Origin of the sequence: Pseudobacter ginsenosidimutans (genome assembly GCF_007970185.1) — a bacterium.
GTDB classification, from domain to species: Bacteria; Bacteroidota; Bacteroidia; order Chitinophagales; family Chitinophagaceae; genus Pseudobacter; species Pseudobacter ginsenosidimutans.
In genome coordinates, this window is record NZ_CP042431.1 from 2,956,492 (window position 1) to 2,974,455 (window position 17,964).

At 46.2% G+C, this 17,964-nt stretch carries 14 protein-coding genes; 9 read left to right on the forward strand and 5 right to left on the reverse strand.

Annotated elements, in window-relative coordinates; all coding sequences use genetic code 11:
• Positions 1-16: 16 nt before the first annotated feature.
• Positions 17-1,999, reverse strand: a complete 1,983-nt coding sequence (locus tag FSB84_RS12040; protein ID WP_130541270.1) for a KUP/HAK/KT family potassium transporter — start codon at positions 1,997-1,999, stop codon at positions 17-19.
• Between the two features lie 198 nt (positions 2,000-2,197).
• Here FSB84_RS12040 and FSB84_RS12045 point away from each other — a divergent pair, with 198 nt between their 5' ends.
• The 5 genes from FSB84_RS12045 (at position 2,198) to FSB84_RS12065 (ending at position 8,203) form a co-directional block, all read left to right on the forward strand.
• A complete protein-coding gene (locus FSB84_RS12045) occupies positions 2,198-3,757 on the forward strand; it encodes a hypothetical protein (protein ID WP_130541268.1) in 1,560 nt (519 codons plus the stop codon).
• Between the two features lie 11 nt (positions 3,758-3,768).
• A complete protein-coding gene (locus FSB84_RS12050) occupies positions 3,769-4,755 on the forward strand; it encodes a hypothetical protein (RefSeq protein WP_130541266.1) in 987 nt (328 codons plus the stop codon).
• 65 nt (positions 4,756-4,820) lie between these two features.
• Complete coding sequence (gene purQ / locus FSB84_RS12055) at positions 4,821-5,528, forward strand: phosphoribosylformylglycinamidine synthase subunit PurQ (RefSeq protein ID WP_130541265.1); 708 nt, start codon at positions 4,821-4,823, stop codon at positions 5,526-5,528.
• Between the two features lie 112 nt (positions 5,529-5,640).
• Positions 5,641-6,096, forward strand: a complete 456-nt coding sequence (locus FSB84_RS12060) for a protein-disulfide reductase DsbD domain-containing protein (RefSeq protein WP_127130757.1) — start codon at positions 5,641-5,643, stop codon at positions 6,094-6,096.
• A 91-nt stretch (positions 6,097-6,187) separates the two neighbouring features.
• Positions 6,188-8,203 carry a protein-disulfide reductase DsbD family protein gene (locus FSB84_RS12065; RefSeq protein ID WP_130541263.1) on the forward strand — a complete coding sequence of 672 codons (2,016 nt, stop codon included), beginning with the start codon at positions 6,188-6,190 and terminating at the stop codon, positions 8,201-8,203.
• A gap of 430 nt (positions 8,204-8,633) precedes the next feature.
• On the opposite strand, the gene FSB84_RS12070 is transcribed toward FSB84_RS12065, so the two are convergent.
• Positions 8,634-9,215, reverse strand: coding sequence for an RNA polymerase sigma factor (locus tag FSB84_RS12070; RefSeq protein WP_130541261.1), 582 nt, complete (start codon positions 9,213-9,215; stop codon positions 8,634-8,636).
• 337 nt (positions 9,216-9,552) lie between these two features.
• On the opposite strand from FSB84_RS12070, the gene uvrA reads away from it, so the two are divergent.
• Together uvrA and FSB84_RS12080 are read left to right on the forward strand one after the other, a co-directional pair.
• Positions 9,553-12,357, forward strand: coding sequence for an excinuclease ABC subunit UvrA (uvrA, locus tag FSB84_RS12075; protein WP_130541259.1), 2,805 nt, complete (start codon positions 9,553-9,555; stop codon positions 12,355-12,357).
• Positions 12,358-12,547: 190 nt separating this feature from the next.
• Positions 12,548-13,051: a hypothetical protein gene (locus FSB84_RS12080; protein WP_130541257.1), complete on the forward strand. Its 504-nt coding sequence runs from the start codon at positions 12,548-12,550 to the stop codon at positions 13,049-13,051.
• Between the two features lie 362 nt (positions 13,052-13,413).
• On the opposite strand, the gene FSB84_RS12085 is transcribed toward FSB84_RS12080, so the two are convergent.
• The gene (locus FSB84_RS12085) at positions 13,414-13,842 is read right to left on the reverse strand and encodes a DUF4293 family protein (RefSeq protein WP_158643869.1); all 429 of its coding nucleotides are present in this window, start codon (positions 13,840-13,842) and stop codon (positions 13,414-13,416) included.
• A 107-nt stretch (positions 13,843-13,949) separates the two neighbouring features.
• Positions 13,950-15,230 (reverse strand): serine hydroxymethyltransferase, encoded by a 1,281-nt coding sequence (locus FSB84_RS12090; protein ID WP_130541253.1) that lies wholly within the window; start codon positions 15,228-15,230, stop codon positions 13,950-13,952.
• A gap of 102 nt (positions 15,231-15,332) precedes the next feature.
• Between FSB84_RS12090 and FSB84_RS12095 the strand changes: the two genes are divergently transcribed.
• Complete coding sequence (locus FSB84_RS12095) at positions 15,333-16,331, forward strand: sugar phosphate nucleotidyltransferase (protein ID WP_130541252.1); 999 nt, start codon at positions 15,333-15,335, stop codon at positions 16,329-16,331.
• A 199-nt stretch (positions 16,332-16,530) separates the two neighbouring features.
• Positions 16,531-16,938, forward strand: coding sequence for a carboxypeptidase-like regulatory domain-containing protein (locus tag FSB84_RS12100; protein ID WP_158643870.1), 408 nt, complete (start codon positions 16,531-16,533; stop codon positions 16,936-16,938).
• Between the two features lie 138 nt (positions 16,939-17,076).
• On the opposite strand, the gene FSB84_RS12105 is transcribed toward FSB84_RS12100, so the two are convergent.
• Positions 17,077-17,871: a hypothetical protein gene (locus FSB84_RS12105; protein WP_130541249.1), complete on the reverse strand. Its 795-nt coding sequence runs from the start codon at positions 17,869-17,871 to the stop codon at positions 17,077-17,079.
• Positions 17,872-17,964: the final 93 nt, after the last annotated feature.

Below are 17,964 nucleotides of genomic sequence, written 5' to 3' on the forward strand. Positions count from 1 at the left end.
AAGTCCGCGCTCTTGCTTAAAATCCGTCGTCGTTATTGATGCGTTTCAGGTTGAGATTAGTTACCGGTGCAACGATCAGCGGGAATTTCTCCACCGTTACATTGCTCACATCGAGCCCAAATCCTCTTTCTTCCGAGAGGCTGTATTCCTTGATCCAGAAGTAGAGTTTCATGATCATACGCTCGGTGATAGGCAGCTCGATATCCTGGCTGAGGAATTTTTCCATTACGATGAACTGGAAATCGCCTACCACATTGTTCCTTTCGAGGCTTTCGTAGCGGCTGGTGATATTCACTTCCTTATTGGCTACCAGGTCTGCCACCACTTTGCGGAACATGAGGTTGATCTTCGGCTCGATCCTGAATCCCAGCCTGAATTCCACGCGGATGATATCATTGGGGATGATATGGTCTACTGAATACTCGCAGGTATAGGGATCATCCAGTGTATCTACGTGAACGAACCAGTAGATATCTGCGCGTTTCGGTTTTTTGTTGAGGATAGAGTAGATGATCTTATGCTCGATCTCCTTGGGGTTATTGGCGCTGGTGAGGTACACCAGGTGGGTTGCATATTTGGGAACGGTTTTATCGTTGCTCAGTTCCTGTATCTGCGGGATATAATGTTCCAGCCGCACAAATTCCACGTACCTGTTCTTGATCTTGCGTGCCCGGTACCAGATATACATTACGGCAAAGAGTCCTCCGCCTACTATCAGGGTCACATAACCGCCGTGCGGGAATTTGTCGAGGTTGGCGGAAAGGAAACTGAGCTCGATACTGAGATAAACGGTGAGGAAGAGATAAATGAAAATGGGCTTCGTCCTCCTGCTGACCAGGTAATTGGCAAACAGGATGGTGGTGGCGATCATACACATGGTGATGGCCAGACCGTATGCGGCTTCCATCCTTGATGATTTCTGGAAATAAAGTGTGATGCCGCAACAACCGAGGAAGAGCATGGTGTTGATGCCGGGGATATATAACTGACCTCTTTCTTCCGTGGGATAGTTGATGCGCATTTTAGGCCATTGGTTCAGGCGCATGGCCTCACTGATAAGTGTGAACGAACCGCTGATCAATGCCTGGCTGGCGATGATAGCTGCAGCCGTAGCGATGATGATACCCGGCAGTACGAACCACTGGGGCATGATGGCATAGAAAGGGTTGAAGCCTTCCGCCAGCATCTGGGCTGTCATTTTATCGCCTTCGAAATTGGCGAGGAGGTAGGCGCCCTGTCCGAGATAGTTCAGGATCAGACAGCTCTTCACGAAGATCCAGGAACGGCGGATATTGGAGCGTCCGCAGTGGCCGAGATCCGAGTAAAGCGCTTCTGCACCGGTGGTACAGAGAAAGACGGCGCCGAGAATCCAGAATCCTTTCGGGTAAGTGGTCAGCAGATCGATGGCATACCAGGGGCTGAAAGCTTTGAAGATATGCAGATCGTCCTGGAGGTGCACGCTGCCCAGGGTTGCCAGCATGATGAACCAGCAGAACATGATCGGCCCGAACATCTTGCCGATGCTATGGGTGCCGAACTGTTGCAGGAAAAATAGCACGGTAAGTACACCCAGTACAATGTAAACGATAGTGGAATCCGGAATGGGACCCAGCTCATCGATATTGCGCAAACCTTCGATGGAGGAAGTGATGGAGATGGGAGGCGTGATCATTCCATCCGCAAGAAGCGCAGCTCCGCCGAGCATGGCCGGCAGCACCAGCCATTTTTTCTGACGTCTCACGAGTGCGTACAACGAAAATATGCCGCCTTCCCCCCGGTTGTCTGCCCGGAGAGTCAGGATCACATACTTTACGGTAGTTTGTAATGTGAGGGTCCAGATGATACAGGAAAGCGATCCCAGGATCAGTTTTTCCGTTATCACCTTATCACTGATGATTGCATTCAGTACGTAAAGAGGGGAGGTCCCGATATCGCCGTAGATGATCCCTAAAGCAATGAGTAGAGTTCCTGCCGTGACTTTATTAATATTTTTGCCCACAGTGAGTTAGCTTTCCCGTTATCAAAGGGTTTTTTCAAAAAAATAATAGCACCTGGGATATTCCGGGCGCTGGTACAAAGGTATAAGCAAAAAATTGAATCCGGGGGCGGTTTTTTGACCCTTCTCCAAATGAACATAAATACTTAAAATTATCCGTAAATTTTGGGCATGGAACTCACAATGCGTAATTTGGCTATTATGAAAAACGGAATGAAAACCCTGTGCAGTCTGCTTGCTGTGCTTTTGCTCACAGGACTGCTGCCCTTCACTTCCCGGGCGCAAAAGATAGCCTACGCCGAACCCGAACGGGAAGATAACCGCCGCACCAATTTCGAGATCATCGGAAAGGTGGGCAATAATATCCTCGTATTTAAAAACAATCGTACAGACAATGCCATTAGTGTGTACGACAACGATATGAAACTGATCAACCGGGTGAAGCTGGATTATATGGACGACCGGTGGATCAATGTAGACTTCATCCCTTATGCCAACCATACCTGGATGATCTACCAGTTCCAGCGAAAGAATGTAGTGTATTGCATGGGCGTGAAACTGAATGAAGAAGCAAAGCGGCTGACAGATCCCATTGAGCTGGACACTACCCGGATTGGTTGGTCTGCCAACAACAAGATCTACACTACCATCTTCAGTGACGATAAGCAGCAGGTGATGGTATTCAAGATCAACAGCAAGAACCCGAAGAATTTTCTCTTTACCACAATGCTCTTTGATGCCGAATTGCAGTTAAAAGAAAAACAACAATTGTCGCTCCCCATGGAAGAACGCCATGATTATCTCACAGACTTTTTACTGGACAATGAAGGCGAGCTGGTATTCGGCAAATTCAGGAGAAGGAACAGCAACGATTATATCACCGATCTCCAGATAATACGTAAAAAGCTCAACCGGACTGAATTCTCCTCCAATGTGCTGAATGACGACGAGAAGCTGTTGCTGGATGAAGTGAAGATCAAGGTTGACAATACAAACAGGCGCTACCTCTTCTCTGCACTTTATTACAAACAGAAAAGAGGAAATATAGAAGGATTGTATTCCGTGGTGTGGGACAAGGCCACAGACACATCTGTTCGCGTGAGCACGCTTATGTTCAGCGACGATCTCCGCAAACAGGCAAAAGGCTCGGATGCCAATCTTCGGTTAGCCTTCAACGATTATTTCATCAAGAACATCATCATAAAAAAAGATGGCGGTTACCTGCTGGCGGCAGAGTCCATGTACACAACTTCACGTGGCGGCCCCTTCAACAGGTGGGATTATATGGGCTGGGGTAACCCCTGGGCATACCCGATGGATTATTATTCCTGGGGTTCGCCTTACTATTCTCCCTGGGGTTGGAGCCGCTATGGCTACAACAGGTGGGGCGGAAGTCAATCCACCCGTTATTATGCGGAGAACATCATGCTCCTTTCCTTCGACAAAGATGGGAATATGGAATGGAATAATGTGATCCCCAAGAGCCAGTTTGATGATGATAACGACGATCTCATCTCCAACAATATCATGAATACAGGCGGCCAGCTTCACTTCCTTTTCAATGTGTACGAGCGCCGTACGCTCATCCTGAATGATCAGAGCATCGATGCCAATGGTAAAATTACGAGACACCCAACGTTGAAAAACCTCGACAAGGGCGTAGATTTCATGCCCAGATTGGGCAAACAAATAAGTTCCCGTAGTATGGTTATGCCTGCTCTGTACAGAAACTATATTACTTTCGCAAAAATCGATTTCTAAACCATTTTTGCGTGACAGGAACCTTTAAACAAAAAAACTCCGGCAATACGCTGGTATTGCTGGTGTATGGTTTAATACTAAAATTCAGCATCTTCCTTCGCCCGCAGGGGCCACTGGTACAGCCGGACGACGATCACTTTCTGTACAAATGGTTGATCGGATTCCTGGAGCCATTGCATCTATGGCCGGGCGTTTATTCCCTGATAGCATTTCTGTTGCTGTACAGTCAGGCATTGTTACTGAACCGTGTCTGCAATGCCCAGAAAATGATGGCCCGCCCCAATTACCTGGTGGCGATGAGTTACATGCTGATCACTTCCCTGTTTCCTGACTGGAATTATTTCTCTGCGCCCTTGCTGATCAATTCACTGCTGATCTGGTTGTTCTACAGGTTGAACACCCTGTACAATGCTTCCAAACCAGGCTCGGTTGTGTTCAATGCCGGCCTGATCATGGGCTTTATCACACTGCTGTACCAGCCTGCCATCGTATTCGTATTCTTCCTGATGCTGGCGGTCTTCATTGTGAGGCCTTTCCGGATCAAGGAGTGGCTGATCGGGCTGCTGGGTGTTACAGCACCTTATTATTTTATCGGGCTGGTGCTCTATCTCACCAATCAGTGGGACTGGAAAAAATTGCAGCCTGATATTTCATTCAGTCTGCCGCCAATGCCGGATTCGATATTCATCACCATCAGTCTTGGTTTGCTGGTATTGCCATTTATCATTGGAGGTTTCTTTGTTCAGAACAATCTCAGTAAAATGTTCATCCAGGTGAGAAAGAGCTGGAGCCTGTTGCTGGTTTGCCTTGTAACCAGCACTCTCATCATCCTGATCAACGGGGGCACCAACTACGTGAACTGGAGTCTTTGCGCAGTACCGCTGGCTGTATTCCATGGTGCGGCCTGGTTCTATCCGCAGGGGAAATTAATCCCTTCCATTATGCATTGGCTCATATTCGGATACGCCATGTATCTGAATTACTGGCTGCCAGCATAATCCACTTGTTCCGCTATGAAATGATTCAGGTTTCGTATCTTTGCAATCCTCAATGTATACCCATTATGAAATTTGGCGTTGTAGTTTTTCCAGGATCAAATTGTGACAGAGATATGCAGGATGCCCTGCAGAATGATCTTAACCAGGAAGTGACCATGTTGTGGCATAAAGACAAGGACCTCAGCATGTTCACCACAGATGATTGCATCGTGCTTCCCGGAGGTTTTTCTTATGGCGATTACCTGCGCTGCGGCGCCATCGCCCGTTTCAGCCCGATGATGCAGAGCGTGATCGAGTTCGCCAACAAAGGCGGCAAAGTGCTGGGCGTTTGTAACGGCTTCCAGGTGCTTTGTGAGGCAGGCCTTCTTCCCGGCGTGCTCTTACGCAATGCTAACCAGCAGTTTATCAGCAAAAACATTTATATCAAAGGTCTGGGTTCCAACCAGGCGCTCAAGATCCCTATCGCTCACGGTGAAGGCCGCTACTATGCAGACGAGAAAACGCTCGATGCGCTGGAAGCCAATGGACAGGTGATCTACAGGTATTGTGATGAGAACGGTAACATCAACGTAAATGCCAATCCAAATGGCGCTACACGCAATATCGCTGGTATCAGAAATGCCAATGGAAATGTATTCGGAATGATGCCTCACCCTGAGCGCGCAACCTCCGAAGCACTGGGCAATATCGACGGTAAGATCATATTAAACGCCTTGTTGATAAACCCCGATAGCACGTTGGTAAAGACTTCCGCTGAATTGGTCAACTTTTAGAGATTTGTTAGCTTTTTTTAGTTGAAATTTACAAGCATGATCGGCAGGTGAAAAGGATTCCTGCTAAAGGAATGAACCTGATCGTGATTTGTAAACTCTTAATTTTTGTCTGATGAAAAAGTTAGCATTACTCGGTATAGTTTGCCTGATCGGCTCTGTAGCCCTGGCCCAGTCTTCTAAAGCTGTTAAATGGACATTCACCTCCAAGAAAGTTGCTGCCGGCACTTATGAAGTGCATATGACAGCTGCTGTTAGCGGAGACTACCATATCTACGCTCAGAACGCTGGCGTTGAAGGACCTCTTCCTACCGTATTCACTTACACCAAGAATCCTCTGGTTACTGCTGAAGGCAAGGCCAAAGAAGTAGGTAAGCTCATCAAAAAGAACGAACCTGTTTGGGGCGGTGATGTGAACTACTACGAAAAAACTGTCACCTTCGTTCAGACAGTGAAAGTAAAAGGCAAAAGCAAAACAAACCTGGCTGGTAAAGTAGAGTTCATGGTTTGTAACGAAGAACAATGCCTTCCTCCCTCCGAAGTAGAATTTTCTGTTAATATCGGCGGATAGTCGTTATGCGACTAAACTGATTCACATATAAACGGGTTCTTTATTTATTGAAGACCCGTTTTTATTTTTTGCACCCGTATAATCCATCGTAATGAAGCAATTTATTACCCGGTCGCTTGCGTTCCTACTATTAACGTTTGTGTCTCTTGGCGTCTGGGCTCAGGACTCCTCCCAGGTTAAGCTCTCTTATTCTTCTGAAAGATTGAATGACAAAGAAGTTCTCCTCACCATCAAAGCCGTAGTGGTGGGTGAAGGAAAGAAATTGTATTCTGTAAACAAACCATCGGAAGAGTCTGTGAACTCTACGGTGGAGTTTGATAGTTCAGTATTAAAATTCTTCAAGGATCCCCTGATTGAAAAGGGGAATGTGAAGACTGAGAAAGATTCCGAACTGGAAGTGGATGTAAAATATGTAACCGATAGTCTGGTTTGGCAGCAGAAAGTATCGCTTGCGGATACCATTACCAAAGCATTCGATGGGAAAGTAAGTTACTTCATCAAGGATGGAAATGAATTTAAAAGCGGTGAAGCTGTGTTCAGCATCACTGCAAAAAAAGCTGGTGGAGAGAAAGCTGATAAGGCAGCATCCGAAACAGCAGCAACAGAAGAAGAGAAAGAGCCTGAATCTTTATGGGAGTTCTTTCTCGTGGGGCTCATTGCTGGTATCGGTGCATTCATCATGCCCTGTATCTATGCAATGGTGCCTGTAACTGTGAGCTTCTTCACCAAGCGCAGCACCAGCCGCGCTGCTGGTATCAAGAATGCACTTATCTATTCTCTATCTATCATTCTTATTTATACACTACTTGGATTTTTGATCACACTGATCTTCGGGCCAGGTGCATTGAATGAAATGGCGAGCAGTGCTGTGTTCAATATTTTCGTGTTTGTGATGTTTGTGGTATTCGGTATCTCCTTCCTCGGTGCATTTGAAATTACATTGCCTGCATCATGGAGTAATAAGATAGACAGTAAATCCAATTTTGGTTCTGTATCGGGGCTTTTTTTCATGGCACTTACACTGGTAATAGTTTCTTTCAGTTGTACAGTTCCTTTCATTGGAACGCTTACTGCGTATACTGCCAAGGGTGGGTCTATGGCCGCTCCGCTGGTTGGATTTTTCGGTTTCTCATTCGCGTTAGCAATGCCTTTCGCACTCTTCGCGTTCTTCCCTGCATTGCTGAACAAAATGGGTAAGTCCGGTGGATGGTTAAATACAATCAAAGTAGCACTCGGCTTTATCGAATTGGCACTCGCATTGAAATTCCTGAGCAGCGCTGATCTGGCTTACCACTGGGGTATCCTGGACCGTGAGGTGTATCTTTCACTGTGGATCGTGATCTTTGGTCTGTTGGGACTTTATCTGCTTGGTAAACTCAGGTTCCATCATGACAATGATCTTCCGCTGAATGATTATGGCAAGCCATATCTCACTGTAACAAGATTGTTCTTTGCGATAGCTGCGCTTTCTTTCACAGTATTCCTGATCCCTGGTTTGTGGGGAGCTCCTCTGAAAGGATTGAGCGCATGGTTGCCTGAAATGAAAACACAGGATTTCAACCTTGCTGAAGCAAGAACAGCAACTGTATCATATGCTGAAGGTGGAGCAGAAGACAAGAACAGAGTGAAACCTGTAAAATATACAGACTTCCTCAAATCTGAAATTCCGGGAGTAGATGCATTTTTCGACTATAAGGAAGCGCTAGAAGCCGCTAAGAAAATGAATAAACCTTTAATGGTAGACTTCACTGGTCATAGCTGCGCCAACTGTCGTAAGATGGAGCAAGAAGTATTGAATGATCCTGAAGTGATGAAGAGATTAAGTCAGGATTTTGTGGTGGTGTCTCTTTATCAGGATGATAAATTCCGTTTACCTGATGAAGAAAGATTTGAATCGAAGCATGGTCTTGGTACCATCAAGGATATCGGTAATCTGAACAAAGAGATATCTCTCGAGATGGTGAGCAGTCTTGCTCAACCTCTCTATGTATTTGTTGATACCGATGGAACTGTTATCAAGAATGCAGGAGGATACAAAGCTGATATTCCAAGATTTGTGAAGATCCTGGATGAAGTGAAGGAAGCCTTCAAAGCAAAACACAAGTAAGCACTGGCTTCAGATAATAAAAGGGCGCAATCGAATAGATTGCGCCCTTTTATTATTGCTCTAGAATGTAGTGATGGCAAAGGTTATAGCGAATTGTAAAGTATATAAAACCCCGCTTTACTCAAGCGGGGCTTCACAATTAGGCGTCATTCTGTTCCAGCCTTCTGACCAGCAAGCAAATCAGTGAAAAAGTCTGATGGAGGACCAGAATGACAATATTTTCCAGTTAATTTCTTTCAAATTTAAAGTGTGTATCCGTTCCCTTTTTACGGTTACCGTTAATCTTTTGCAAAGAAATGGTACTGGTTGAGTCAAATTCTATTCATCGTTCTTCTCTGAAAAATAGGCTTCGTACTGTCTATTTTTCTCAATTCTTTTTGTTGAACAAGAGGTTCAGTGAAAAGTTCAATGGCTTTGAAAAATTGCGTGCTTATAAAGCGATCTTTTTTTGCGTCATCATCTTGCGCAGGTTGATCAGGCCGTAACGCATTCTTCCCAAAGCCGTGTTGATACTGCAATTGGTGAGAGATGCGATCTCTTTGAAGCTCATGTCTGCATAATGACGCAGAATGATCACTTCACGCTGATCGTCTGGCAGCAGGTCCAGCATCTGACGAACCCTGTCGTAACTTTGACGTTTCATCATTTTCTGATCTGCACCATCTTCCGTAAAATTGATCACTTCGAAAATGTCACGGTCATCACTTGTTTTGATAGCCGGTGTTCTTTTTACTTTTCTGAAATGGTCTACACACAGATTGTGTGCAATGCGCATTGCCCAGGGCAGGAACTTTCCTTCCTCAGTGTAACGGCCGCTACGGATTGTGTCGATGATTTTGATAAGCACATCCTGGAAGATATCCTCAGCGAGGTATTTGTCTTTTACGAGGAACAGGATGGAAGTGTACATTTTGTCTTTGTGACGGAGAATCAACGTTTCAAGGGCATAGAGATCCCCATCCTGGAAGTCCTGGATGAGTTCATGGTCGGTCTTTTTGCGTAGTAAATTCATAAACTTCTACGGGTTTTGAAGGTTATAGGATATATATAAATGGATTTTATTGGTTAGGTCGGCTTTTCAGTGTAGAAGTAACTAAATCAATAGGCTGTAATGTTTGGTGAAGTTTTTATTGTCGGTTTAGTAAATTAAAGATAGAGACTTTTTTGAAATAAGCAAACTTTAACCATATTTTTAAAACATTTGCATACTATTGAATATGACTTATTTAACATAGATCAAATTGCTTGATTTAAGTCAAATTCCGGGGCGATTCCGTTAAACTTTCTGCCTTCCCATATGTAGTATACAATATTCTCCCGATTGCAATAATTTTGTGCTCCATTATAATATGACAGTTACTACCAAAAAGAGCAAAGCCACTTCCAAAAAGGCCGGACCTCCCAATATACAAGACAGCATTTATGTTCAAGGCGCACGCGTACATAACCTGAAAAATGTTTCAGTGAGTTTCCCGCGCAACAAGTTCATTGTGGTGACAGGTGTTTCCGGATCAGGAAAATCATCGCTCACCATCGATACACTTTTTGCAGAAGGACAACGTCGCTACGCAGAAAGCCTCAGCGCATACGCACGCCAGTTCATGGCCAGGATGGTGAAGCCGGATGTAGACTTCATCAAGGGACTTTGTCCTGCCATCGCCATCGAACAGAAAGTGATCACACGCACACCGCGCTCCACGGTCGGCAGCATGACAGAGGTCTATGATTATCTCCGCCTTTTGTTCGCACGCACAGGAAAAACCATCTCACCCGTCTCCGGACAGGAAGTGAAGAAAGATGATGTGGCCGATGTGATCGAAGCCATCAAAAAACAGAAGGCGGGCGACAAAGTGCTCATGCTGATCCCCTTCAAACAACACAAGAACCGTAAGCCACAGGAAGAATTGAATATTCTCCTGCAGAAAGGTTTCACCCGTATCTACGATGGCGAAGTGCAAAGCATCGAAGACCTGCTGGAAGCAAAAAGCTGGAAGCCTGCTAAAGAAACTTATGTGCTGGTGGACCGGATGATAGTGAAGGATTTTGATGAAGATGATATTCATCGCATGGGAGATTCCATCGGCACCGCTTTCTATGAAGGCGAAGGCAGCATGGTGATTGAAATAAATGGTTCAGTCAAACGAACCTTCTCCAATAAATTTGAACTGGACGGCATCGTATTCGAAGAGCCGGTACCCAATCTCTTTTCATTCAACAATCCATTCGGTGCCTGCCCTACCTGCGAAGGCTTCAGCCAGGTACTGGGGATCGATGCGGATCTGGTGATCCCGGACAAACGTTTAAGCGTATACGAAATGGCCGTTGCTCCCTGGAAGGGCGATAAGCTCGGCTGGTGGAGGGATCAATTCATCAAAGGTGCGCGCAAGTTCGATTTCCCCATTCATAAGCCTGTTATCGATCTTACAAAAGATCAATACACTACACTCTGGCAGGGAAATGAATTTGTACAGGGCATCAATGATTTCTTCCGTGAAGTGGAAGCCAATCTGTATAAAGTGCAGTACAGGGTATTGCTGAGCCGCTATCGCGGAAGAACGCAATGCCCGGATTGTAATGGTTACCGCCTTCGCAAGGAAGCGCTCTATGTAAAAGTAGGCGGCCTGCATATCGGTGAGCTTTGTGAAATGCCTGTTCGTGATCTGCAACAATGGTTTGCTGATCTGAAACTGAGTGTGTATGATCAACAGGTAGCCAAACGTATTCTCATCGAGATCAATCATCGTCTGAAAACTTTGATGGATGTTGGTCTCGGTTATCTCACACTGAACCGTCTCGCCAATTCATTGAGCGGCGGCGAAAGCCAGCGTATCCAGCTGACCCGCTCACTGGGCAGTAATCTCACCAACTCATTGTACATCCTGGATGAGCCGAGCATCGGCCTCCACTCACGCGATACTGAAAGATTGATCCGCGTATTGAAAGAACTGCGTGATCTCGGCAATACTGTAGTTGTTGTTGAGCACGATGAACTGATGATGCGTGAAGCTGATCATATCATCGATATGGGCCCGCTGGCTTCACATCTCGGAGGAGAAGTAGTGGCAGCAGGAAATTACGATGAGATCATCAATAACGAGAACAGCCTTACAGGAAAATACCTCAAAGGTGAAATGACCATCGATGCGCCGAAGACCGTTCGCAAGTGGACGCGCTCCATCAAAGTGGAAGGAGCTCGTCAGAACAACCTGCAGAATGTTACAGCCGAGTTTCCGCTGAATACCTTCACGGTAGTAAGTGGTGTGAGCGGAAGCGGCAAGACCACACTGGTGAAACAAATTCTTTATCCCGGTCTGCAAAAGATCAAGGGAGAGTTTGCTGATAAAGTGGGATTGCATAAAAGCATTACAGGAGATATCGATCTGATTGCGCAGGTCGAGATGGTGGACCAGAACCCCATTGGTAAATCTTCCCGCTCCAACCCGGTAACTTATATCAAAGCATACGATGAGATCCGCGATCTCTACGCCAAACAACCGCTCAGCAAAACACGCGGCTTCCAGCCCAAACATTTCTCCTTCAACGTAGACGGAGGAAGATGCGACGCCTGCAAAGGTGAAGGCGAACAAATTGTGGAAATGCAGTTCCTCGCGGATGTGCATCTCACCTGTGAAGTTTGCGGTGGAAAGAAATTCAAGGAAGAAGTGCTGGAAGTACAATACAAGGGCAAGAGCATCTATGATATCCTTGAGCTCAGTGTTGATGAAGCGCTGGAATTCTTTGCAGCAGAAAAAGACATAGTGAACCGTGTGCGTCCTCTGAGCGATGTGGGATTGGGCTATGTAAAACTGGGGCAATCATCCGATACGCTCTCCGGTGGTGAGGCGCAGCGTGTGAAGCTGGCTTCTTTCCTCGGCAAAGGAAAAGGGCAGGGACAGATCCTATTCATCTTCGACGAACCTACTACTGGTTTACATTTCCACGATATCCGCAAATTGCTGGCGAGCTTCAATGCGCTGATCGAGCAGGGGCATAGCATCCTGGTGATTGAGCACAATACAGATGTGATCAGGAGTGCGGACTGGGTGATCGATCTCGGCCCTGAAGCCGGCGATGGCGGCGGCACTATCGTGTATGCCGGCGTTCCATCAGGATTGAAAAAAGTGAAAGAAAGCTATACAGGAAAATTCCTGTAAGCTGAAAGCAAAATAGTGAACAGGCCGGGGTTGTTAAGTCTCCGGCCTGTTTCCTTTTTTTGGGGGCAGCTGCCCAGTAACCCGCCTCCGGCGAGTGACCTGTATTAGTTCGCCTCCGGCGCACACCCTGTACTTTAACTTTTCTACCTCTTCCTCTTATCTTTTCTTTGCTTCACAATTCAGCGCTGATATGTTCCGAATTCTACTTTTCTTCTTTTTCATTTTTTCTGTTCATTTTTCCAATGCGCAGCAGGTTACTGTTGCCGAGTTGAGGAAGTTCATGGACTATGATCATTTCCGCATCGATACCACGCTTAAAAAGAGAGGCTATCTTTTGATGCAGAAAGATATCGACTCTACCAGCTCCCTCTATCAATACTCGCATATCGATCATAAGGAGGATGATAAAGATGGCAGGCCTACCGTTATCCGTTCGGTGCAATACATGGATGTGAATACCGAGAAATACAGCAGCCGCCTTCTCACTTACCGGACCTACGACAAAGATGAATACAAAGACATTTCCGTGTACCTGCTCTCACACAATTTCAGGTGTACCGAGAAATACAATTTCCAGGGAGCCGAGAATCTCGTATATAACAGTGGGGATCAAACGATCCGGATCAAGATCTTCACCACGCCGATGGGAGATGGCCGGAAGTTCACGGCCTATGAAGTGGAGCTGGGAAAATAATTTCGCTTAACACGTTTCTATATAAAAATGGCGGCCAAACGGTCGCCTGTTTTTTTCCTAAAACCATTCTACGAAGTACAAAAAAATTTACCCTTACTCAAGCCTGCTGCACCTTTACCACCATAAAGCTGCCCCGGAGGGAGATTCGCAAATGGCGTGGGGGGATGTTATTGGAGGCCTTCGAAACAAAAGCTCCAAAGCTCAACAATGAACAGCAGCTCATCCTTCGCACCAAAGTAAAAAGATTATCCAACTGCGCTGGTTTGTTTCACAGTCTCCAATAACATCCCCCCACGACATTTGCAGCAATAAAAAAGGCTGACCCAATTGGACCAGCCTCAATGATGATATTTAAATGATTTTTATCTCAGTCTATCCAAACTCTTCACCAGTTTCTGGTCCCTGTAAATTCCGCGCAGTGCGAGGAAGAGCATAATGGGAACCACCAGGGCCACCAGGGCGGAGATGCCATAATTACCTTCGCCCGGAACAAATTTTTTGGTTTGCAGGTAGAACAGCAGCAGGTTGAGCAGGGAAAGCACCAATGCGATGCCCACCAGTTTGATCTGTAATTTCCTGTCTTTGAAAATAAAGATGGAGATCAGCGCCAGCAGGCCCGTTCCCACTGTAGTGATCAGGAGCAATGTACTGGTTTGTGCAGTGAGGGCAGTGAATTGTTTGATGGCCATTCCCTCCTGGATCATATTGCCGGTATAGAAAAATAATTTCAATGTCAGGAAGGCTGCAATGGCAGCCAGCAGCAACCATATCGTTTGTATACGTTGGATCATAATGGTTAGTTTGACAGGCCCAAAAATAATCATTTGTCCGTTACTTCCGCATCAAAAGAAAAAGCCTGCCGTAATTGGCAGGCTTTCCTGTTTATGAAATGAATTGATTATCCAAGTTCGGGATAAAGCGGGAACTGTTTCATGAATGTGTTCACATCATTCTTAACACCGGCGATGGTTGCCTCATCATCGATCTTGGTGAGCACTTTGTCTATAAAGCCGGCAACAGTTTCCATATGCGCTTCATTCATACCTCTTGAAGTGATGGCAGGCACGCCGATACGGATACCGCTTGTAACAAACGGGCTCTTATCGTCGAAAGGCACTGCATTCTTGTTGAGGGTGATATGTGCTTTATCAAGTGTTTCCTGCGCTTTCTTACCGGTGAGGTTCTTGTTGCGGAGGTCGATCAGCATCAGGTGATTGTCTGTACCGTTGCTGATGAGGTTGTAACCGCGGTTCACCATTGCTTTGGCCATGGCCTGGGCATTGTTGATCACATTCTTTCCATAAGCAGTGAACTCATCTGTGAGGATTTCTCCGAAAGCGATGGCTTTGGCTGCGATCACATGCTCCAATGGTCCGCCCTGTGCGCCGGGGAATACGGCGAGGTCCAGCAGCTGGCTCATGGTACGTGTATTGCCCTTTGGATCTTTCAGGCCCCATGGGTTCTCGAAATCATGACGAAGCATGATGATACCACCACGTGGTCCGCGCAAAGTTTTATGTGTAGTGGAAGTTACGATATGGCAATGATCGAAGGGATCATTGAGAAGGCCTTTGGCGATCAGACCTGCAGGGTGTGCAATGTCTGCCATCACCAGGGCGCCGATCTTGTCGGCAACAGCGCGGATGCGGGCATAGTCCCAGTCGCGGCTATACGCAGAAGCTCCGCAAATGATCATCTTTGGTTTTTCTGCGAGGGCGATCTGCTCCAGTTGATCGTAGTCAACGATGCCGGTATCTTTTTTCACACCGTAGTGCAGCGCCTGATAGTATTTGCCGGAGATATTGGCGGGGCTGCCGTGTGTGAGGTGTCCGCCCATACTGAGGTCCAGACCGAGGATCTTATCACCTGGTTTGAGGCAGGCGAGGAACACGGCTGAATTGGCTTGTGCACCGGAGTGGGGTTGCACGTTGGCCCAGGAGGCGTTGAATACTTTTTTGAGGCGTTCGATGGCCAGGGTCTCTATCTCATCAATGACTTCACATCCGCCGTAATAACGTTTGCCAGGATAGCCCTCTGCATACTTGTTAGTAGCAACAGAGCCCATAGCCTGTATTACCTGCAGCGATGTGAAATTTTCAGATGCGATCAGTTCAATGCCGTGGCGTTGGCGGTCCAGTTCCTTACGGAGGAGGTCAAAAACGAGCGTGTCTTTTTGCATGGCGCAAAAATAGTGAGAACGCCCCATAATTTTCACTATTTTCACGGTTTCGTAAGGAACCAGCTTTGTTGTTTTTGGATAAGCTGAAAACAGAATTTCGATATGAAGGCAATTATTCCCGTAGCCGGTGCAGGCACCAAACTACGGCCACATACATATACTCAACCCAAGGCTCTCATCCCGCTTGCAGGAAAAACAATCCTCAGCATTATTGTGGACCAACTGAAGAGTGCAGGGATCAATGAATACATTTTTATCATAGGCTATCTCGGACAAAAGATCCAGGACTATGTAAGAGATAATTATCCCGATATCAAGGCGCATTTTGTACACCAGACTGAAAGACATGGGATCGGTCATGCGATCCAGCTCACCAAAGACATCGTTGAAGACGACGAGATGTTTGTGGTATTGGGCGATACCATCTGCGAGTACGATGTAAAAGCCGTGCTGGATATGCCGCATTCCGCGCTGGGTGTGAAGAGGGTTGACGATCCCCGGGAATTCGGCGTGGCCGAGATCGGGGAGGATGGGTTTATCAGCAGGGTGGTGGAAAAGCCGCAGATCCCCAAATCGAATATGGCGCTGGTGGGCATTTACCGGATCAAGGAATCCGCTTTCCTTTTTCAATGCCTGGAAAGTAATGTGCGTAACCAGGTGATGACGCGTGGCGAATATTCATTTACAGATGCACTGGAATGTATGATCCGCCAGGGGGCAAGGTTTCAGGCCTTCAAAGTACAGAACTGGTTCGATTGCGGAAAGAAAGATACACTGCTGGAATCCAATGCCACCATGCTGAAGAAATTCGGCAGCATGATCTCCCAGGACCATAACTTCGAGAACACTATTATAGTTCCTCCTGTCAGCATCGCGAGGGGCTGCGATATCCGCAATTCCATTGTGGGCCCCAACGTCAGTATCGGCGAAAAGACCGTGGTCAATTACTCCATCATCAAGAACTCCATAATCGGCTCATTTGCTGATCTGTACGATATTGTACTGAGTGAATCCCTGATCGGCAGCGATACCGAAGTGAAGGGCGAAAGCCGGAGTCTAAACATTGGTGATAATACGGAGATCGATCTTGGGAAATCATGACAATTTTCCCTTAAAATTTCTTTAAAGCTTCACCCGTTATCAGGGAGATTGAGTAACTTTCATGGCTGAATGCAACATTCGGTATAGCTGTCTTGTCTTTTTACAGAGAAGACAGAGTATGGACAGTGTGATCGGCAGGTAATCAACTTTGCCAACCTTTTAAACTCCTATTATGAGAGTTCGGAAAAAAATGCTCCTTATGACGGCAATCCTGCCGCTGGCCCTTTTAGCCAAAGCTAACAATGGAAATAATGGGGAGAAGGAGCGCGGAAAAACAGAACCTGTTTTGTATGGCATGGTAGCTGATGCTGTGACCAAAAAGCCTGTGCAGGGAGTAACATTATCCATTACTACTGCAGCGAAGGGACAGGAGAACGTGAAGGATAGAAAAGAATATGTAACCGATGCGGCAGGGCAGTTCAAAGTGCCTCAGATGCCGCCAGGTGAGGTGGTGATCGTGTTAGAGAAGAAAGGCTACAAGACTTACAAGAAAGAGAATGTGATTATCAAAGAAGGAGTTTCCCTTAAAATGAATTTAGATCTGACCGCCGATGAAGATGAAAGTGACGTATTTCATCCACTAATGCGGATGATGGACGGTGATTAATACACATCGGGGTTTACCCACAGTAAGAAGCCGCTTTGTAATACAAGGCGGCTTCTTGTTTTTGTAGACGTTTCCTTTATTGTGACTAAAAAAAGCGGAACTGAGAACAGTCCCGCGTATAACGCAAATGAGAAAACACTAATCGTGTAAAAAATCAAGATTTCCGTCTTCCTTCTTCAGTGTAACGGAATCTTTTTTGAAATACTTCCTGTATTTGTTGGTAACTGATTCCGGTTGTTCATTGCCGTTAATGCTGAGTTTACTGTCGTTGTAGCGGATGGTATAGTCTTTCTTCGTATCCAGCAGTCCGTCTGCTTCCATGGCATAGATCATCTCCTGGTATCCCTTCAGCTCGATCTCTGCTTTTTTGATCTCTTCTTCTGCGCTGCGGATAGATTTTTCTATGTCCAGCTTGTCGAACCTGATATTCTCTCTGGCTTCTGCAATTTGTTTTTTGGCGCGCCCGATCTGTTCCTTCACTTGTTTCTCATGGCGCTCCTGGCTAAGGCGATGTTCTTTTTTCGCTTTTTCCATTTGCAGTTTTACTTTTTCCATCACTTCTTTGCTGATGTGTTCGGTTGCTCCCGTGGAGTGCTCAACAGCTTCTTCCACCTGACGTTGTATGGCTTCAAAATCGATATTCTTCAGCGCTTCTTCTGCATGGAGTTGGGCTTTTTCGATATCGATCTGGTCAAGGGACCTGAGCATTTCCTCCTGTGCTTTTTTCCAGTCTTTGGTCATTTGTTTCTGCAGGTTGCCCCTGGCTTTTTCAAGCTGATCCAATTCTTTGTCCAGGTCTTTGAGGTATTGTTTCTTAGCCGGATCTTTTGATTTTTCCTGGCTGAATGCGGGGGAGGTTATCAATACTCCGGCAATGGCGGCGGCTGCCAGCATGGGGCGGACAGTCAGTCTGTTCATGTGTGACAATTTCATGCGAACATGGTTTTAATAGTAATATACGATGGTTTTCGTAATAAAGTACGACGATTTTCGTAAAATGTTGCATGGAGCTTGAAAAAGAAAAAG